The organism is Streptomyces sp. JJ66, from assembly GCF_019303495.1.
Classification (GTDB): domain Bacteria; phylum Actinomycetota; class Actinomycetes; order Streptomycetales; family Streptomycetaceae; genus Streptomyces.
Map to the genome: position 1 here is coordinate 37,229 of NZ_JAEVFI010000013.1, position 18,573 is coordinate 55,801.

19 protein-coding genes and 2 riboswitches are annotated in these 18,573 nt (G+C 72.7%); of the genes, 15 read left to right on the forward strand and 4 right to left on the reverse strand.

The window, feature by feature from the left end; genetic code table 11:
• Positions 1 to 114 precede the first annotated feature (114 nt).
• The 13 genes from JJV70_RS11630 to JJV70_RS11690 all read left to right on the forward strand — a co-directional run bounded on the left by JJV70_RS11630 (position 115) and on the right by JJV70_RS11690 (position 10,929).
• Positions 115 to 510: a helix-turn-helix domain-containing protein gene (locus JJV70_RS11630; RefSeq protein ID WP_219047852.1), complete on the forward strand. Its 396-nt coding sequence runs from the start codon at positions 115 to 117 to the stop codon at positions 508 to 510.
• 79 nt (positions 511 to 589) lie between these two features.
• A complete protein-coding gene (locus tag JJV70_RS11635) occupies positions 590 to 847 on the forward strand; it encodes a hypothetical protein (RefSeq protein WP_219047776.1) in 258 nt (85 codons plus the stop codon).
• The gene (locus JJV70_RS11640) at positions 844 to 1,224 is read left to right on the forward strand and encodes a hypothetical protein (protein WP_219047777.1); all 381 of its coding nucleotides are present in this window, start codon (positions 844 to 846) and stop codon (positions 1,222 to 1,224) included. The genes JJV70_RS11635 and JJV70_RS11640 overlap by 4 nt, the downstream gene beginning before the upstream one ends.
• A 125-nt stretch (positions 1,225 to 1,349) precedes the next feature.
• A complete protein-coding gene (locus tag JJV70_RS11645) occupies positions 1,350 to 1,970 on the forward strand; it encodes a SurA N-terminal domain-containing protein (RefSeq protein ID WP_219047778.1) in 621 nt (206 codons plus the stop codon).
• A 55-nt stretch (positions 1,971 to 2,025) separates the two neighbouring features.
• Entirely contained in the window at positions 2,026 to 3,174 is a 1,149-nt protein-coding gene (locus tag JJV70_RS11650; protein WP_219047779.1) for a nucleoside triphosphate pyrophosphohydrolase, read from the forward strand.
• Positions 3,175 to 3,202: 28 nt separating this feature from the next.
• Complete coding sequence (locus JJV70_RS11655; protein WP_219047780.1) at positions 3,203 to 3,538, forward strand: DUF6479 family protein; 336 nt, start codon at positions 3,203 to 3,205, stop codon at positions 3,536 to 3,538.
• Positions 3,539 to 3,617: 79 nt separating this feature from the next.
• Positions 3,618 to 4,880: a cytochrome P450 gene (locus JJV70_RS11660; RefSeq protein WP_308294786.1), complete on the forward strand. Its 1,263-nt coding sequence runs from the start codon at positions 3,618 to 3,620 to the stop codon at positions 4,878 to 4,880.
• Positions 4,881 to 4,991: 111 nt separating this feature from the next.
• Positions 4,992 to 6,029, forward strand: coding sequence for a transglycosylase family protein (locus JJV70_RS11665; protein ID WP_219047782.1), 1,038 nt, complete (start codon positions 4,992 to 4,994; stop codon positions 6,027 to 6,029).
• 255 nt (positions 6,030 to 6,284) lie between these two features.
• Positions 6,285 to 6,445, forward strand: a riboswitch (cyclic di-AMP (ydaO/yuaA leader).
• Positions 6,446 to 6,450: 5 nt separating this feature from the next.
• Positions 6,451 to 7,110: a transglycosylase family protein gene (locus JJV70_RS11670; RefSeq protein WP_219047783.1), complete on the forward strand. Its 660-nt coding sequence runs from the start codon at positions 6,451 to 6,453 to the stop codon at positions 7,108 to 7,110.
• Between the two features lie 311 nt (positions 7,111 to 7,421).
• Positions 7,422 to 8,702, forward strand: a complete 1,281-nt coding sequence (gene eno, locus JJV70_RS11675; RefSeq protein ID WP_219047784.1) for a phosphopyruvate hydratase — start codon at positions 7,422 to 7,424, stop codon at positions 8,700 to 8,702.
• A 168-nt stretch (positions 8,703 to 8,870) separates the two neighbouring features.
• Complete coding sequence (locus JJV70_RS11680; protein WP_219047785.1) at positions 8,871 to 9,359, forward strand: septum formation initiator family protein; 489 nt, start codon at positions 8,871 to 8,873, stop codon at positions 9,357 to 9,359.
• A 38-nt stretch (positions 9,360 to 9,397) separates the two neighbouring features.
• Positions 9,398 to 9,985 (forward strand): DUF501 domain-containing protein, encoded by a 588-nt coding sequence (locus JJV70_RS11685; RefSeq protein ID WP_219047786.1) that lies wholly within the window; start codon positions 9,398 to 9,400, stop codon positions 9,983 to 9,985.
• Positions 9,985 to 10,929, forward strand: coding sequence for a Ppx/GppA phosphatase family protein (locus JJV70_RS11690; RefSeq protein WP_219047787.1), 945 nt, complete (start codon positions 9,985 to 9,987; stop codon positions 10,927 to 10,929). Before JJV70_RS11685 ends, JJV70_RS11690 begins: the two co-directional genes overlap by 1 nt.
• A gap of 60 nt (positions 10,930 to 10,989) precedes the next feature.
• Here the strand turns inward: JJV70_RS11690 and JJV70_RS11695 are convergent, their stop codons facing one another.
• Both JJV70_RS11695 and JJV70_RS11700 read right to left on the reverse strand, forming a co-directional pair.
• Positions 10,990 to 12,033, reverse strand: coding sequence for a ribonucleotide-diphosphate reductase subunit beta (locus tag JJV70_RS11695; protein ID WP_219047788.1), 1,044 nt, complete (start codon positions 12,031 to 12,033; stop codon positions 10,990 to 10,992).
• Positions 12,030 to 14,372 carry a ribonucleoside-diphosphate reductase subunit alpha gene (locus JJV70_RS11700; protein WP_219047789.1) on the reverse strand — a complete coding sequence of 781 codons (2,343 nt, stop codon included), beginning with the start codon at positions 14,370 to 14,372 and terminating at the stop codon, positions 12,030 to 12,032. Before JJV70_RS11700 ends, JJV70_RS11695 begins: the two co-directional genes overlap by 4 nt.
• A 115-nt stretch (positions 14,373 to 14,487) precedes the next feature.
• A riboswitch (cobalamin riboswitch) is annotated at positions 14,488 to 14,620 on the reverse strand.
• A 556-nt stretch (positions 14,621 to 15,176) separates the two neighbouring features.
• Here JJV70_RS11700 and JJV70_RS11705 point away from each other — a divergent pair.
• Positions 15,177 to 16,574 carry an NAD(P)/FAD-dependent oxidoreductase gene (locus JJV70_RS11705; protein ID WP_219047790.1) on the forward strand — a complete coding sequence of 466 codons (1,398 nt, stop codon included), beginning with the start codon at positions 15,177 to 15,179 and terminating at the stop codon, positions 16,572 to 16,574.
• An 85-nt stretch (positions 16,575 to 16,659) separates the two neighbouring features.
• Here the strand turns inward: JJV70_RS11705 and JJV70_RS11710 are convergent, their stop codons facing one another.
• Positions 16,660 to 16,893, reverse strand: coding sequence for a DUF4287 domain-containing protein (locus tag JJV70_RS11710; RefSeq protein ID WP_219047791.1), 234 nt, complete (start codon positions 16,891 to 16,893; stop codon positions 16,660 to 16,662).
• A 126-nt stretch (positions 16,894 to 17,019) separates the two neighbouring features.
• Between JJV70_RS11710 and JJV70_RS11715 the strand changes: the two genes are divergently transcribed.
• Positions 17,020 to 17,328, forward strand: coding sequence for a hypothetical protein (locus JJV70_RS11715; RefSeq protein WP_219047853.1), 309 nt, complete (start codon positions 17,020 to 17,022; stop codon positions 17,326 to 17,328).
• Positions 17,329 to 17,346: 18 nt separating this feature from the next.
• Here the strand turns inward: JJV70_RS11715 and JJV70_RS11720 are convergent, their stop codons facing one another.
• Positions 17,347 to 18,186 carry a MurR/RpiR family transcriptional regulator gene (locus JJV70_RS11720; protein WP_219047854.1) on the reverse strand — a complete coding sequence of 280 codons (840 nt, stop codon included), beginning with the start codon at positions 18,184 to 18,186 and terminating at the stop codon, positions 17,347 to 17,349.
• Between the last annotated feature and the right edge of the window lie 387 nt (positions 18,187 to 18,573).

Consider the following 18,573-nt stretch of genomic DNA (forward strand, 5'->3'; position numbering starts at 1 on the left):
GTCCCGCCGCAACACCCTGCATGCCCCACGTGACCACCCGGTGAACACCGGATGTGCACGGCCTGAGTCCGGCATACCCTCAAGAGGCTACGAGCACGGCCCGGCTCAGCACGCATACGACAGGGTTCGGGAGGATACACCGTAAACCACACACAGTGGAGGACGCGCCGGGACCGGAAGCTGCTGGGTGAGAGTGTCGAGGAGTCCGCCGCCTACGTCCAGGCCGGATACAGTTTCGTGCTGGGGCAAGCCGTGTACGACCGGCGCACGGAGTTGGGGCTCACACAAAGCCAACTCGCCCACCGAGCGGGTATGACGCAGCCGCAGGTGTCCACGATCGAGGGCGGTGACACCGTGCCCACCCTGCCCCTGTTGCGGCGGCTGGCCATCGCGCTGGACGCGTCCCTGGTCATCGAACTGGACGGCGACGCCTCCGTCTTCCGCTTCATCGCCCACGCTCCTGACACCCCGGGTGAAGGCGAGCAGGCCGGAGACTCGGCGGCGGCCTGAGATCGGCGTACCCGAAGGGGGAGGATGGGTACGGGTGCGTACCCGTAGTATGGCGGGTGTGCTGGAGAAGGGATTCATCATGTCTGACGCGAACGTCCGCATCCCTGCGGAAGCCCGGGACAGACTCGCTGAAGTGGCGGCGGCGGAAGGGCTGTCCCTGCGGGCCTACCTCGCCCACCTGGCGCAGACGCTGCTGACCCCCGATGAACGAGCCGAGCGGGCGGAGCGGGCGCGGCACATCCTGCGGGAGTGGAACGGCTATGACCCGGACGACTCCGAGGTAGCCATGGCCGACCAGGAACTGGACCGCCGCCTGGCCGAGGCGGGGGCCGCGTGACCGACTTCGTCCACATCCTCATGGACGACTCGGCGCTGGTCGCCGCAGGACGCGGCAACGAGTTGGCGTCACGGCTAATTCACCGAGCTCATGCCGAGCCTGGCTGGCACCTTTACACCACGGCGTGTGCTCTGGTGGAAGCCGACCGGACGCGTCGGGGCACGGCTGAACACTTCGCGGCACTTCCCGCCGTCGTGGTCCTTGAGCTGGATCTGCCGTCCGCGCTCGCGGTCGCACAAGAGGACACCTGGGCCGCTGCCCATACCGAGTACGCGGCTCAGCCGAGCCCCGACCGTCCTTTGGGAGCGTTTGTGGCCAGTGCGGCACCCCGGGCATGGAAAGGGCGCCCGGTGCGTCTCATCGACCTCAGCGCCTGACCGTGTCTGGGGCGACGCGCGCTCAGGCGGACGGTTGTGCCGAAACAGTGGTGGTCGGGGGTGCCAAGTCCCTACGATCACCGAGTAGGAGGAACGTCGTCGTTTCGGCCCAGCAGGAGGCCCCCATGCACCGCCGTAGGTCCGCGCTCTCCGTCTCCGCCGCAGCCGCGCTGCTGCTCGGCGTGCCGCTGCTGTCCGGGTGCGGCGGCGCGGAGGGCCGCCCGGGAGCGGCCGCCGTGGTGGACGGCGAGGAGATCCCCGTCGCGGCGGTGCAGGCCCGCGCCGAGGCGGTGCGGGACGCGCAGCGGGCGGACCCGGAGGGCGAGCAGCTGATCCAGAGCACCGGCCCGGTGCAGCGCTACATGCTGAACTATTTGCTTGTCGAGCGCGTGGTGGAGCAGGCCGCACAGGACGCGGGCGTGAGCGTCAGCCGCGCCGAGGTGCAGGAGTACCGGGCGGCCGAGGAGAAGCGCTTCCGGGGCGGCGAGGCGCTGGAGACGGTCATGCTGCGCGAGCGGGCCATCGCGCCGGACCAGATCGACAACGCGCTGCGGGTGGAGCTGCTGGTGCGGAAGACGGCCGAGGCACTGGGCGGGGACGTCGAACGGGTCTTCGCCGAGACGGCCGCTGACCTGGGCATCGACGTCAGCCCGCGCTACGGCACCTGGAACGCCGAGCAGGTGACGCTGGCGGGCGCCACCGACCCGTGGATCAAGCCCGCCACCGTCCCGCAGGAACCGTTCTGAGCTGGCGGTTTCGTGCCCCGGGCGGGGCTCGGCGGCCCCGGGTTAGGCTCGACGGGTGACCACCGCCGAACCCGTGACACCGACCGCCGACACCGGCCGCCTGATCCTGCTGACCACCACCCACCGGGTGGCGCCCGGCCTGCTGTCGTGGCCCGCCTGGCAGGCGCTGCGCACCGCCGACCGGGTGGTGTGCGCCGACGCGGCGCATCCGCAGCTGCCGTACCTGCGTGAGGCGGGCGTCGCCGTGGCGGCGGCAGAGCCCGGGGCGCGCGAGCTCGCCAAGCAGTGCGCGGGCGGGCGCACGGTCGTGGTGGTCGCCGGAGCCGACGGTGAGCCGCGGCTGACCGATGGCTTGGCGCGCCTCGCTGGCGGTGGCCAGGAGGCCGTGCCCGACCTGGAACTGCTGCCCGGCTCCTACGACCTGCCCGGCGCCCGCCTGCTGGACCTGGTGGAGGTCATGGACCGCGTTCGCCTCGCCTGCCCGTGGACCGGTCCGCGCACCCACGAGGACCTGGTGAAGTACGGCATCGAGGAGGCGTACGAGCTGGTCGAGGCCATCGAGGCCGGGGACCGCGAGGCGCTGTGCGAGGAGCTGGGCGACGTGCTGCTCCAGGTCGTCTTCCACGCGCGCATCGCCGAGGACGCCGCCGAGGAGCCGTTTTCCATCGACGACGTCGCCGCGGGCATCGTCACCAAACTCGTCCACCGCCACCCGCACGTCTTCGGCGAGGAGAGCGCCGAGACGGCCGAGGACGTCAAGGCGCACTGGCTGCGCACGAAGGCGGTCGAGAAGCAGCGGACGTCGGTGACCGAGGGCGTGCCGCTGGGCCAGCCCGCGCTGGCGCTCGCCGCGAAGCTCGCGAGCCGGGTGCGCGCGGCCGGGCTGGAGGTGCCGCTGGGCGCGGTGGAGGGCACGCGGAGCGGCACGACGGGCGGCCGGGCAGACGGTACGGGCGGCGGCGTCGGCGCCGTCGGATACGAGCTGCTCGCGCTGGCCGTCCGCGCGGAGGCCGCCGGGGTGGACCCGGAAACGGCGCTGCGGGCGGCCGCCCGCGCCTACCGGGACGCCGTGGTCGCGGCGGAGCAGCGCGCGGGCGCGACCGGGGCCGCGACGAATCGACGACACGACGAAACGGCGGAAACGGCGGAAACGGCGGCAACCACGGAAACACCGCCCCGACCGCGTAGCCGCCCGACAGCGTAAGCCCGGTCTCTCCGGGTACCCGGAGAGCATGAGGGACCTACTTGTCGGCATTGCACCGTTCGCGGCAGGCATCGTCGTCGCGGCCGTCCTGGCGTTCGCCGTGGTCTACGGCATCCGCCGGCTGCGCAGCACCGGGATCTCCCGGCCGCCCGCCCGCCACCAGCCCGCGCCGGGTGAGGTCGAGGAGACGGGACACGAGCGCGAGTACCGGGAGCCGGACGAGATGCCGCGCGACGGCAGGCGTCGGCTGCCGCACGAGATGCCCGGCGGCGGCACGGCGACCACGCGCCGTGGTGCATGGCGCGAGCGGCCCCGGTGGAGCGAGGGCACCCGGGGCGGTGACACGCCGAAGGGCGGCGAGTAGGCGAGCGGGCTGAGCGCCCCGCCCGGGTCGGCTCAGGCCCGTGCCCGGGGCGCGCGGCGGAGCGCGTAGCGTCGGGGGCGTGACTGACCGCACCGCGCCGCCCGAGCTTTTCACCTGGGAATTCGCCGCCGACCCCTACCCGGCCTACGCCTGGCTGCGGGAGCACGCGCCCGTGCACCGGGCGGAGCTGCCCAGCGGGGTGTCGGCCTGGCTGGTGACCCGGTACGACGACGCCCGCCAGGCCCTCGCCGACCAGCGGCTGAGCAAGAACCCCGGCGCGCACAGCGAGCGCGCGCACGGCAAGGGCAAGGTGGGCATCCCGGGCGAGCGCAGCGCGGGGCTCATGACGCACCTGCTGAACATCGACCCGCCCGACCACACCCGCCTGCGCCGCCTGGTCTCCCGCGCCTTCACCCCGCGCCGCGTGGCCGCGTTCGCGCCCCGCGTGCAGGAGCTGACCGACACCCTCATCGACGGCTTCGCACAGCGCGGCAGCGCCGACCTGATCCACGAGTTCGCCTTCCCGCTGCCGATCTACGCCATCTGCGACCTGCTGGGTGTCCCGGCGGAGGACCAGGACGACTTCCGCGACTGGGCGGGCATGATGCTGCGTCACGGCGGCGGCCCGCGCGGCGGCGTCGGCCGGGCGGTCAAGAAGATGCGCGGCTACCTGGCCGAGCTGATCCACCGCAAGCGCGACGACCCCGGGGACGACCTGATCTCCGGCCTGATCCGGGCCAGCGACCACGGCGAACACCTCACCGAGAACGAGGCCGCCGCGATGGCGTTCATCCTCCTATTTGCCGGGTTCGAGACGACGGTCAACCTCATCGGCAACGGCACCCTCGCCCTGCTGCGCCACCCCGAGCAGCGTCGGCGGCTCCAGGACGCGCTCGCCGGGGGCGACACCGCGCTGCTGGAGACCGGCGTCGAGGAGCTGCTGCGCTACGACGGGCCGGTGGAGCTGGCCACCTGGCGGTTCGCCACCACACCGCTGACGCTGGGCGGGCAGCACATCGACGCCGGTGAGCCGGTCCTCGTCGTCCTGGCGGCGGCCGACCGCGACCCGCGCAAATTCGACCAGCCCGACGTCCTCGACCTCGCGCGGCGCGACAACCAGCACCTGGGCTACGGGCACGGCATCCACTACTGTCTGGGCGCGCCGCTGGCCCGGCTGGAGGGACAGACGGCGCTGGCCACCCTGCTGCGCCGCCTGCCCGAGCTGCGGCTGGCCGCCGACCCGGCCGACCTGCGCTGGCGCGGCGGCCTCATCATGCGTGGACTGCGCACACTACCGGTGGAGTTCACCCCGGAGCCCACCCAGGACGTGAAGACGTCGTGACCATTGCGTGATCTAGACGACACTGGCTTGTGACGCACACGCGTTCGCCGCTACCTTCAGCCGCTGGGCCCGCCCGGGAGGGTGTGCCGCAGCCATAGGAGAGGGTTCCACATGCGTTCCGGGAACGGTCGGCACCGCCGACCCCGCCAGGCCCCAGCCGTCGTCGTCACCATGGGGGTGACCGGAGCAGGGGTGGCCTTGCCGCTGCTCGGCGCGTCCGGCGCGCACGCCGTGGACGGCACCGTGTGGGACCGGGTCGCCGAGTGTGAGAGTGGCGGCGCGTGGAGCGCCAACGGCGGCACCGGCTACTACGGCGGCTTCCAGCTCCCGCTGGACACCTGGGAGCGCTACGGCGGCACCGCGCACGCCGACCGCCCCGACCTGGCCAGCCGCAACCAGCAGATCGCGGTCGCCGAGGAGATCCTGGCCCAGCAGGGCCCCGACGCCTGGCCCACCTGCGCTGTCACCAGCGGACTGACGGCGGCCGTCAACGGCGTCAACGCGTCAGCGCGGACACCCGACGGCGCCGAGGGCGGCGAGCTGTCCGACGACGCCACCGGCGCTCCCCAGGCGCCCGGGGCGGCGGACGAACCGGCCGGGGAGGCCACGGGAGCACCAGCGGGCGACGCTGATCCGGGTGCCGACCAGGCCCGCCCCGGCGCCGCTCCCGCCGCTCCCGAGTCCGGCGGGAGCGGCGCCGGTGCGGACCCGGGCGGTGCGGCGGACGCCTCCGGGCGCCCGGAGGCGGAGGAGCGTGCCGCAGGCGAGCGGGACGGCGGCGGGCGGCACCGTGGCGAACCGGACGCGGCAAAGAACCCGCCCGGGGCCGGACAGCGTTCGGACCGGAGCACGGGCCGCCACGCGGCACCGGCCGACGGCATCCCCTTCGCCGAACCGCGCGCGGATGACTTCACCGGCACCCCCGGCGCGGGCGCCGGTGAGCCCCGCCATCCGGCGAACGGTGACGCGCGGAGAACCGAACAGACGTACACCGTCGAGTCCGGTGACTCGCTCTCCGGGATCGCCGGGTCGCATCAGGTGCCCGGTGGCTGGCCCGCGCTGTACGCCGCCAACGAGGAGGTCGTCGGCGCGGATGAGAACCTGATCCTGCCCGGTCAGACCCTCGAACTCCCCGCAGCAGCACACTAGTTGGTGACGGGCGCTACGCCCCGTCACCCGTTCGCGCGGAATGTGACCCTTGTCACATTCCGCTGCGGCGTGTCCGGATTGCCGCAGGATGCAGCTACTTGCCCGGACCTGCGGCGACAGTGCTGGTGCCTCGTCAAACCACCCTGTTTGTCGGGATATCAGGGTGTTTGATCCGATTATTGCGGTGTGCTTACCGTCACATCGCCCGCTACTGCGGGCCCGTTGACCGTCACGCCAAATCCTGCCGACGGTCGAACGGGAACGTCGTCGCGTCCGCGTGCCGCAGGCAGGAGCGGGGGAACCATGAAGCGCCGCCCAGCGGCTAGGGGTGAAGTCCGGTGCGGGAGACCGCGCCGGGCCGGGCCGCTCACAGCCCGAACCCGACAGCTCACCCCGCAGGCGTCCGGTGAGGAAGACCCCGATGCTGTTCACCGAAAAGGGCTACGAGAAGCAGCAGAACCGCCAGTCCGTCTTCGTCCGGTTCGCGTTCTCGCTGGCCGGGTTCGCCGGTGCCGCCACAGGCGGCCAGGTCGCGATGGCGAGCAGTGCCCAGGCCGCCTCGGTCGATACCTGGGACAAGGTCGCCGAGTGCGAGTCCAGCGGCAACTGGTCCATCAACACGGGTAACGGGTACTACGGCGGGCTCCAGTTCGCCCAGTCCAGCTGGGAGGCGGCGGGCGGCACCCAGTACGCGCCGCGCGCCGACCTGGCCACGAAGGAGCAGCAGATCGCCACCGCCGAGCGCCTGCTGGACATGCAGGGCCCGGGTGCCTGGGCGTGCGCGGAGGAGGGCGGCCTCACCAGCTCCGGCCCGGCCGCGAACGTCAACCCGCGAGCGCGGAAGTCGGCTCCGCAGGCGGCCCCGCAGGCCGCACCGGCCCCCCAGGCGGCGCCCAAGCGGCAGCAAGCCCAGCGGCCGGTGTCGTCGGGCAGCCAGCGCTACACCGTGCGGACGGGCGACACCCTGTCCGGTATCGCGGCCGCCCACGGCCTGTCCTGGCAGCAGCTGTACGCACAGAATAAGTCCGTGGTCGGTGCCGACCCCAACCTCATCTTCCCGGGCCAGCAGCTGACGGTCTGACCGGACGCGGACCTGGCTGGACCCCGGCGCGCGCCCTCCGCGCCCACGCGCGAGCGACAGCGGAGGGCACCCGGCGCGCCGGGCCACCAACCCCGCCGGGTCCGCCCCGCCCCGCGCGTACCGACTCGTCCGTACGGCGAGACAGGCGCGTCGGCCCGGGACTTTCTTCACTCGCTGAACAAATCGAGGCCGCCGCCGTGAGCTGCGCCTTCGCCGCCCGAGCCGGTGTCCCGGCCAGGCCGTGGCCCCCGTGGCCCCACCGGGACCGCTAGGCTCTGGCCCAGAAGACCGACTCACCGAAGGAGACCCTCGTGCCGTCCATCGACGTCGTCGTAGCCCGCGAGATCCTCGACTCGCGAGGCAACCCCACCGTCGAGGTCGAGGTCGGCCTCGACGACCACAGCACCGGCCGCGCGGCCGTGCCGTCCGGCGCTTCCACGGGTGCGTTCGAGGCCCTGGAGCTGCGCGACGGCGACCAGGCCCGCTACGGCGGCAAGGGCGTGGAGAAGGCCGTCCTCGCCGTCATCGAGCAGATCGGCCCGGAGCTGGTCGGCTACGACGCGACCGAACAGCGCCTGATCGACCAGGCCATGCTCGACCTGGACGCCACCGCCGACAAGTCCTCGCTCGGCGCCAACGCCATCCTGGGCGTGTCCCTGGCCGTCGCACACGCCGCCTCCGAGGCGTCCGACCTGCCGCTGTTCCGCTACCTCGGCGGCCCGAACGCGCACCTGCTGCCGGTGCCGATGATGAACATCCTCAACGGCGGCTCGCACGCCGACTCCAACGTGGACATCCAGGAGTTCATGATCGCGCCGATCGGCGCCGAGTCGTTCTCCGAGGCGCTGCGCTGGGGCACCGAGGTCTACCACGCGCTGAAGGCGGTCCTGAAGGAGCGCGGCCTGTCCACCGGACTGGGCGACGAGGGCGGTTTCGCGCCCAACCTCGGCTCCAACCGCGAGGCACTGGACCTGATCCTGGACGCCGTGCGGAAGGCGGGCTACACCCCCGGCCGGGACATCGCGCTCGCCCTGGACGTCGCCGCGTCCGAGTTCGCCAAGGACGGCGCCTACCAGTTCGAGGGCCAGTCCCGCACCGCCGCCGAGATGACGGCTTACTACGCCGAGCTGGTCGAGGCCTACCCGCTGGTCTCCATCGAGGACCCGCTGTTCGAGGACGACTGGGAGGGCTGGCAGACCATCACCGCCCAGCTCGGTGACAAGGTGCAGCTCGTCGGCGACGACCTGTTCGTCACCAACCCCGAGCGCCTGCAGCGCGGCATCGACGACAAGGCGGCCAACTCGCTGCTGGTGAAGGTCAACCAGATCGGCTCGCTGACCGAGACCCTGGACGCCGTCGAGCTGGCCCAGCGCAACGGCTTCACGTGCATGATGTCCCACCGCTCCGGCGAGACCGAGGACGTCACCATCGCCGACCTCGCCGTCGCCACCAACTGCGGCCAGATCAAGACCGGCGCCCCGGCCCGCTCCGAGCGCGTCGCCAAGTACAACCAGCTCCTGCGCATCGAGGAGATCCTCGACGACGCCGCGGTCTACGCTGGCCGCAGCGCCTTCCCGCGCTTCAAGGGCTGACCCGAACGGGGCCGCCCGGCCCCCCGGCGCCGTCGTACGATGCCGTGCCGTACCACGACGTCCCGGCCCGCGGTCCCGTACCGTGAGGCCGGGACGCCGACGCGCACGGCGGCGTCCGCAGCCGACGCGGACCGACCCCGCGCAGAACACCGCGACCAGGGAGGCGACGTGGCCCCGAAACGGGAACCGTCCTCCACGACGACCCGGCTCAAGGCGCTCGGCGAGCAGGCGGCGGCCCACCTCTACCGCGCCGAGAACCGCCGGCTGCGCCGCACCCCGCGACGCGGCAGGCTCACCGGGCGCGCCGCCCTGCTGGCCCTCGTGCTGTGCTCGCTGATCGTGGCGCTGGCGTACCCGATCCGGCAGTACGTCTCGCAGCGCGCCGAAATCGCCGAGCTGCGGGAAGAGGCCGGGACCACCAGCGAACGCGTCGAGGAGCTGCGGGAGCTGAAGGCCCGCCTCCAGGACCCGGCCTACGTCGAGCAGCTGGCCCGCGAGCACCTGCACTACGTGCGGCCCGGGGAGCGCGGCTACGTCGTGGAGGGCGAGAGCCGGCCCGAAACGCACCGCCCCAGCGACGACGCCGCCGCCGACCGCCCCTGGTACCGCAACTTCCTGGACGGCGTGGACCGCGCCGACCGCGCCGAACACCCCTAGTTCCCCTGCCTGACGATCCGGAAGACACCCGCCGACCCATGGACACTCCGCCGCCCCCGACCGACTCCGCGCCGCCCACCGAGGCGGACGTCGCCGCCTTCCGGGCGCAGCTCGGGCGGCCCCCGCGCGGCCTGCGCGCCATCGCGCACCGCTGCCCCTGCGGACAGCCCGACGTCGTGGAGACCGCCCCCCGGCTGGAGGACGGCACGCCGTTCCCCACCACGTACTACCTGACCTGCCCGCGCGCCGCCTCCGCGATCGGCACGCTGGAGGCGGAGGGGGTGATGAAGGAGATGAGCAAGCGCCTGGCCACCGATCCGGAGCTGGCCGCCGCCTACCGCGCCGCCCACGAGGACTACCTCGCCCGCCGCGACGCCATCGAGGTGCTGGAGGGCTTCCCCAGCGCGGGCGGTATGCCCGACCGCGTCAAGTGCCTGCACGTCCTCGTCGCGCACTCGCTCGCCGCCGGACCCGGGGTCAACCCGCTGGGGGACGAGGCCATCGCCCTGCTGCCGCAGTGGTGGCGCAAGGGCCCGTGCGTGGCGCCCGGTGTGCCCCGCGAGGAGAGCGTCTCCCGCGACGAGCTGCCTGACGAGACGTCCGACGCCGCCGAGGAGAGCGCCTGATGACCCGCGTCGCCGCCGTGGACTGCGGCACCAACTCCATCCGCCTGCTGGTTGCCGACGTCGATCCGGTCACCGGGACGGCCACGGAGCTGGACCGGCGCATGCGGATCGTGCGCCTGGGCCAGGGCGTGGACCGCACCGGGCGGCTGGCCCCCGAGGCGCTGGAGCGCACCTTCGCCGCCTGCCGCGAGTACGCCGGTGTCATCCGCTCGCTCGGTGCCGAGCGCACCCGGTTCGTCGCCACCTCCGCCACCCGGGACGCCAGCAACCGCGAGGTGTTCGTACGCGGCGTCGTGGACACCCTCGGCGTGGAGCCGGAGGTCATCACCGGCGACCAGGAAGCCGAGTTCTCCTTCACCGGCGCCACCCGGGGCCTGACCGGCCCCGGTTTCCCGGCGCCCTACCTCGTGGTGGACATCGGCGGCGGCTCCACCGAACTCGTCGTCGGCTCCGACGGCGTGGCGGCGGCCCGCAGCGTGGACATCGGCTGCGTGCGCATGACCGAACGCCACCTGGTGCGCGATGGCGTGGTGAGCGATCCGCCGACGGCCGAGCAGATCACCGCCATACGGGCCGACGTGGACGCCGCCCTCGACCTGGCCGGGCAGACCGTGCCGCTGGCCCGCGCCCACACCCTGGTCGGGCTCGCCGGATCGGTGACGACGGTGGCGGGCATCGCCCTCGGCCTGCCGGAGTACGACCCGGCCGCCATCCACCACAGCCGCGTGCCCCTCGCCCGGGTCCGCGAGATCACCGCCCGCCTGCTGGCCTCCACCCACGCCGAGCGCGAGACCATCGGGGTGCTGCACCCCGGCCGTATCGACGTCATCGCGGCCGGCGCGCTGATCCTCCAGTCGGTGATGGAACACTGCGGCGCCCGGGAAGTCGTCGTCAGCGAACACGACATCCTCGACGGCATCGCCTTCGCCACCGCCGCCGGATAGGCGGCAGCGTGACCGCTGGGCGCTGTCCCCGTACGCCCGCGGTCACGTCGGCCGGAGGCGTTAGAAGTCGTCGTCGAAGGAGACGGTGCCCTCTACGGCGACCTGGTAGGCGGAGGGGCGGCGTTCGAAGAAGTTGGTGAGTTCCTGGACGTCCTGGAGGTCCAGGAAGGGGAAGGGGTTGGCCGAGCCGAACACGGGGTCGAGGCCGAGGCGGGTCAGGCGCTGGTCGGCGACGCACTCCAGGTACGCGCGCATGGACTCGGTGTTCATGCCGGGCAGGCCCTCGCCGCACAGGTCGCGCGCGAACTGCAGTTCCGCTTCCACGGCTTCGCGCAGCATCGCCGTCACCTCGCGGCTCATATCGGCGTCGAACAGCTCCGGCTCCTCCGCCCGCACGGTGTCCACGACGTGGAACGCGAAGTCCATGTGGCAGCTCTCGTCGCGGAACACCCAGTTGGTGCCGGTGGCCAGGCCGTGCAGCAGGCCACGGGAGCGGAACCAGTAGACGTAGGCGAAGGCGCCGTAGAAGAACAGCCCTTCGATGCAGGCGGCGAAGCAGATCAGGTTGAGCAGGAAACGGCGGCGGTCGGCCTGGGTGCGCAGGGTGGTGAGGTCGTCTACCGAGTCCATCCAGCGGAAGCAGAACCGCGCCTTCTCACGGATGGACGGAATGTTCTCCACGGCCGCGAACGCCTCGGCGCGCTCGTCCGGATCGGGCAGGTAGGTGTCCAGCAGGGTCAGGTAGAACTGGACGTGCACGGCCTCCTCGAACAGCTGCCGGGACAGGTACAGCCGCGCCTCGGGCGCGTTGATGTGCCGGTAGAGGGTCAGGACGAGGTTGTTGGCGACGATCGAGTCCCCGGTGGCGAAGAAGGCGACGAGACGGCCGATGAGGTGCTGCTCGCCGGGGGAGAGCTGGGCGAGGTCGGCGACGTCGGAGTGCAGGTCCACCTCTTCGACCGTCCAGGTGTTCTTGATCGCGTCGCGGTAGCGGTCGTAGAACTCCGGGTAGCGCATCGGGCGCAGGGTCAGCTCGAAGCCCGGGTCGAGCAGGTGCTGGGCGGGCCGCGTGGCGGCGGACTCGGGAGCGGTGGGGGCGGTCATTGGCAGGCCTCGCAGGATTCGGGGTTCTCCAGGGAGCAGGCGGCGGCGTCCTCGGGGGTGACCGGCTGCCTCGGTACGGCCGCGCCGCGCGCGGCGGCGGCGATGCGCGTCGCGGGGCGCGAGCGCAGGTAGTACGTCGTCTTCAGGCCGCGCTTCCACGCGTAGGCGTACATCGAGCTGAGCTTGCCGATGGTGGGGGCGGCCAGGAACAGGTTCAGCGACTGGCCCTGGTCCAGGTAGGGCGTGCGGTCGGCGGCCAGGTCGATCAGCGCGCGCTGCGGGATCTCCCACGCGGTGCGGTACAGCTCGCGCACCTCCGGCGGCAGCCCGGGCAGCTCCTGTACGGAGCCGTTCGCCTCGCGCAACGCCTGCCGGGTCTGCTCGTGCCACTGGCCGAGCCGCTTGAGGTCGGCCACGAGGTAGGCGTTGACCTGAAGGAACTCCCCGCTCAGCGTCTCGCGCTTGAACAGGTTGGACACCTGCGGCTCGACGCACTCGAAGACCCCGGCGATGGAGGCGATCGTCGCCGTCGGCGCGATGGCGAGCAGCAGCGCGTTGCGCATGCCGGTGCGGGCGATCCGCTCGCGCAGCGCGGCCCAGCGCTCGGGCCACGCGGGGGCGGCGCCGGGATAGTGGTCGGGGTGCAGTACGCCGCGCGCGGCGCGGGTGGCGGACCAGGCCGGGAGCGGACCGTGCCGCTCGGCCAGCTCGGCGGACGTCTCGTAGGCGGCGAGCATGACGCGTTCGGAGATCCGCGTGGACAGCGTGCGGGCCGCCTCGGAGGCGAAGGGCAGGCGCAGCCGGAAGAACACGTCCTGCAGGCCCATCAGCCCCAGGCCGACCGGGCGCCAGCGGGCGTTGGAGCGGCCCGCCTGCTCGGTGGGGTAGTAGTTCACGTCCACCACCCGGTCCAGGAAGGTGACGGCGGTGCGGACGGTGGCGTCCAGCCGTTCCCAGTCCAGCTCGCCCTCGTCGGTCAGGTGCGCGGCCAGGTTGACGGAGCCGAGGTTGCACACGGCGGTCTCGCCGTCCTCGGTGACCTCCAGGATCTCCGTGCACAGGTTGGAGGAGTGGATGACGTGGCCGGGCTCGGCGGTCTGGTTGGCGGTGCGGTTGGCGGCGTCCTTGAACGTCATCCAGCCGTTTCCGGTCTGCGCGAGGGTGCGCATCATGCGGGCGTACAGCTGGCGGGCGGGCACGGTGCGCTGGGCCAGGCCCGCCGCCTCGGCCGCCCGGTAGGCGGCGTCGAACGGTGCGCCCCACAGGTCGGGCAGCTCGGGCACGTCAGCGGGGGAGAACAGCGACCACGGGGCGTCCGCCTCGACGCGGCGCATGAACTCGTCCGGAATCCAGTGCGCCAGGTTCAGGTTGTGGGTACGGCGCGCTTCCTCGCCGGTGTTGTCGCGCAGTTCGAGGAACTCCTCGATGTCGGCATGCCAGGTCTCCAGGTAGACGCAGGCCGCGCCCTTGCGCCGTCCGCCCTGGTTGACGGCGGCCACCGAGGCGTCCAGCGTGCGCAGGAACGGCACGATGCCGCCGGAGTGCCCGTTGGTGCCCCGGATCAGCGAACCCCGGGCGCGGATGCGTGAGTAGGCGATGCCGATGCCGCCCGCGTGCTTGGACAACCGCGCCACCTGGTGGTAGCGCTCGTAGATCGAGTCCAGCTCGTCGCGCGGGGAGTCCAGCAGGTAGCAGGACGACATCTGCGGGTGCCGGGTCCCGGAGTTGAACAGGGTGGGCGAGGACGGCAGGTAGGCCAGGGTGCTCGTGAGCCGGTACAGCTCCGCCACCTCGCCGAGTGCCGCCTCGCTGGCGTCGGCCGCCAGACCGCAGGCGACGCGCAGCCAGAAGTGCTGCGGCGTCTCGATCACCTGCCGGGTCCGCGGGTGGCGCAGCAGGTAGCGGCTGTAGACGGTGCGCAGGCCGAAGTACTCGAACCGGTCGTCGGCGCCCGCACCTTCCGCGCGCTCCACCAGCGCGTCGAGCGCGTCGGCATGGGCGGCGACGAAGGCGGCCGTGCGGTCGGCGATCAGGCCCTCCCGGTGGCCGAGCGCGACGGAGGCCGCGAACGACACCGCGCCCTGCCCGGCGGCCTCCTCGCGCACCGCGCGCACCAGCAGGCGGGCGGCGAGGCGGGCGTACTGCGGCTCCTCGCCGATCAGCCCGGCCGCCGCCTCGACGGCCAGGGCGCGCAACGCCGCCTCGTCGGAGCCGGGGTGCCGGCCGCGCAGCGCGGCGGCGGCCACCCGGCCGGGCTCGGTCGCGGGCAGGTCGGCGCTCGCCTCGGTGAGCTCGCGCAGCAGCAGGGCCGCTGCGGGCTCGGCGGGTGCGATGGTCACGTAGGTGCTTCCCCTCGGTCGGTTTCGGCCCCGGGGAAGGCGGCAGGCGAACGCGGGTCCGGCTGCGGCAGGGCATGCCGGCGTTCCCGTCCACCGGCCCACTCCGCGAGGCCCGGACGCGTACGACGCCGCCGACAGGTACTCGGGCTCGCGCGGGCACGCCGAGGCGCGCCGCGCACACCGTTGCGGGACAGCTCCGGACTCACACCGGATTCCCCTGCTGCGACAGCGGGATGAGCATACATCTAGTGGCGGATCATGGCGTGAGGCCCAGATGTTGTGTCGGAGGGGTGTGCTGGGCTGGGGTGTCGCCCGGTGCGTGCCGAGTGTGGTGCGGCACTCCGGGGCGCGTCCTGCCGGGTGGGGGTGCCGCCGCGTGCCCCGGGTGCGATCCGTCGCGCTTTCCTGTCGCGCAGGGCCGTTTGGTGCCTGCCGCGTCCGGTCGGCGGGGCCGCTTCCGGGCGTCCCGCGAGGAAACTTCGTGAAGTTCTTCACAAGAGAAACGCTGCCTGACGGCCCGATTTTCCGGTTCTTTGAACCTCCGGAGCGCCGAAACGCTTTGGAAGGCAAGGTGCGGATGGGTCGTGTGGAAGCCAGGGGAGCGACGGGGCGACGCGTCCGGGGCATCGCGTCGCCGGGGAAGCTCCCAGCTCACACGGGGTGGCCCGGGTAGAGCGCGGCCGGACGGCTCCCCACCTGCGGTGTGGTGCCGGTCACGGGGCGGGGGAGTGTAGCAGAGGTGATGGCAGACCTTGTGAAGGGGCTCACGAGCACCCCTCGTTCGGGTGCTGGATACTCGATGGCATGAGCACCACGGAGCGTCCTCGAATCCTCGTCGTAGGTGGTGGGTACGTCGGTCTGTACGCAGCGCGCCGCATACTGAAGAAGATGCGGTACGGCGAGGCGACCGTGACCGTCGTGGACCCGCGCTCCTACATGACGTACCAGCCCTTCCTCCCCGAAGCGGCCGCCGGGTCCATCTCCCCCCGACACGTCGTGGTGCCGCTGCGCCGCGTTCTCCCCAAGGCGGAGGTCCTCACCGGCCGCGTCTCCACCATCGACCAGGACCGCAAGGTGGCCACCGTCACCCCGCTGGTCGGGGAGTCCTACGAGCTGCCCTTCGACTACCTGGTCATCGCGCTCGGCGCCGTCTCCCGCACCTTCCCCATCCCCGGTCTGGCGGACCAGGGCATCGGCATGAAGGGCGTCGAGGAGGCCATCGGGCTGCGCAACCACGTGCTGGAGCAGCTCGACAAGGCCGACTCCACCACCGACGAGGCCGTCCGCCGCAAGGCGCTGACCTTCGTGTTCGTCGGCGGCGGGTTCGCCGGTGCGGAAACCGTCGGCGAGATCGAGGACCTGGCGCGCGACGCCGCCGCGTACTACCCGACCATCAGCCGCGAGGACATGCGCTTCATCCTCGTGGACGTCGCCGACAAGATCCTTCCCGAGGTCGGCCCGGAGCTGGGCACGTGGGGGCGTGAACACCTGCAAAAGCGCGGTGTCGAGGTCTACCTCAAGACCGGCATGGACTCCTGCGTGGACGGCCACGTGGTGCTCAACAACGGCCTGGAGGTGGACTCCAGCACGATCGTGTGGACCGCCGGCGTCAAGCCCAACCCGGCCCTGAGCCGGTTCGGCCTGCCGCTCGGCCCGCGCGGCCACGTGGACACCCAGCCGACGCTCCAGGTCAGCGGCACCGACTACATCTGGGCCGCTGGCGACAACGCCCAGATCCCGGACCTGGCCGCCCGCGCCGCCGGCGTCGAGAACGCCTGGTGCCCGCCGAACGCGCAGCACGCGCTGCGCCAGGCCAAGGTGCTCGGCGACAACGTCATCTCCGGCATGCGCGGCTTCCCGCAGGCGGACTACCAGCACGCCAACAAGGGCGCGGTCGCCGGTCTCGGCCTGCACAAGGGCGTCGCCATGATCGTCCTGGGCAAGAAGCTGAAGATCAGGCTCCGTGGCCGCCTCGCCTGGTACATGCACCGCACGTACCACGGCCTGGCCGTGCCGACGTGGAACCGCAAGGTCCGCGTCTTCGCCGACTGGACGCTGGGCATGTTCCTCAAGCGCGAGGTCGTCTCCCTCGGCGCCATGGAGAACCCCCGCGAGGAGTTCTACGAGGCCGCCCGCCCCGCTCCGATGCCGCCCGCCGCCGAGGCCGACGACGTCGTACGCCAGAAGGCCCGCGCGTCGTAACCAGCGACACTCGTGACCGGCGAACAGGCGCCCTCCATCCGTGGGGAGGGCGCCTGTTCGCTTTTGCGCCGTGCGGCGGGATGGACTAGTGCTTGCGCGCAGCGCGCCCGCGGCGGATGTCGTGCTCGTGGATGATGGCCTTCGCATGGCCGTAGGCGAGGTTGTGCTCGCCCCGGAGCCAGTTCACTTTGTCCTCGAAGCGGAAGAACGACGGGCCGTCATCGACGGTCCGCAGCCAGTCACCGATCTCGCGGCCGGTGCACTCGGGGATGCGGGAGAGCATGTTCTGATGGGTCTCGTCGGAGAAGACATGGGACATCGGCGCCTCCGGACGCTTTCGCTGAGTCCTTCCCGACACCGTGCCCGAGCGCGCGCCCCTTGGCAACAGGCCCTGCCACGTCACTGACCGCCTCCCAGCGGCGCATAGGCTAACGGCGTGCCCGATGTGACGCCCCTGGTAACCGCTGTTGAGGCGCTGGCCGACCGGCTGCGCGCGCTACCCCAGAGCACGCTGCGCCGGGGCGCCGCCGCCACCGCGCTCGCCCTGGCCCGCGAGCTAGCCGAAGCGGCCCAGCGCCTGGAGGAACCGGGGCGTCCGCCGCGCGAGCTGCCGGACGCGGGGCTGTTCGCCGTCGGGGACCAGCTCGCCGTCACCGGCCACGACCTTGCCGAGGCGCTGCGCGCGCATGGCACCGAGCGCCAGGTGGGCGAGGCCGTGGCCCGGGTCAGGGCCGCCGCCCGCGCGCTGCCCTGACAGCGCCGAATCCGCGCCTCACGGCAGGAACAGACCGCGTTCGGCGGCCCGGGAGTCGAACTCCTCCAGGCGGGCCTGCGCGCCCGGCAGTTCGTCGCACATGGCCTCCAGCAGCACCCGCCCCAGCAGCATCGGCGCGCAGGCCGTATCGAAGACGAGCCCGGTGCCGACGGCGGCGGGCAGCAGGATGTCCTCAAAGTGCGCGACGGGCGCGTAGGCGCTGTCGGCCACCGTGACGACGCGCAGCCCAGCGCCGCGCGCGAGATCCAGCGCGTCGAGGACCTCGCGCGGATGCCGGGGCAGGGAGAAGCACAGCAGCGCGCTCGCACCGGCGTGGGCGGCGGCGTCGATGCGGTCGGTGAGCAGCGAGCCGCCCTCGTCCAGCAGCCGCACATCGGGGTGCACCTTGGCGGCGAAGTAGGCGAAGCCGCGTGCCTGGGCGGAGGCGGCGCGCAGTCCCAGCACCGGCAGCGGGCGGGATGCCGCCAGCACCCGGGCGGCGGCCGTGACGGGGGCCGGGTCCGCGAGCCGCGCGGCCAGCAGGCGCAGGTTGTCGATCTCGGCGGCCACCGCCTGCTGGTACTCGTTGGCGGTGTGCTCGGCGTCGTCGGCCTCAGCCTCCTTTCCGGGCGCTTCGCGCAGGTGGCGGCGCAGCGCCGGGTAGCCGTCGAACCCCAGGGCGACGGCGAACCGGGTCACCGACGGCTGGCTGACGCCCGCCAGTTCGGCCAGCTCCACGCTGGACAGGAACGGCGCGTCACCGGCCCGCCGCACCAGGCAGTGCGCGATGCGGCGCTGCGTGGGCGTGAGCCGGTGCCCCTCGAACAGCTCCTGCAACCGCGCCACCGCCCCGCCCATGGCGTCCACCCGCTCTCCTCCACCACATTCAGCAGCCAACGACTCCGCATAACTCTATGCACCCCCGCACGCGGGGAGGTAACCCCAGCTCTGCCAGCACACCCGCGACACCTGCGGGTGGCGCCCCCCGCGCCGTGAGCCGCGCAGCCGCGGTCACTGCGGCCGGGTCCGCACGCGGGGACCGCCGCACCCCGGTGGCGTGCACCAGGGGCGGGACGACGGCGGTCCCCGCGTCCGGCGTGGTCCGGGCAACGCGGACCCGCGTCCGGCGCCGACCGCTCCGGGAGCCGCTCCGGAGCCGTCCCGCCGACGGGCTCCACCCTGCCGGTCGCGTGTTAACCCGCCTTTGCGGGCCCGTGACCGTCAGCCGACGCGTCTGTCAGCCGC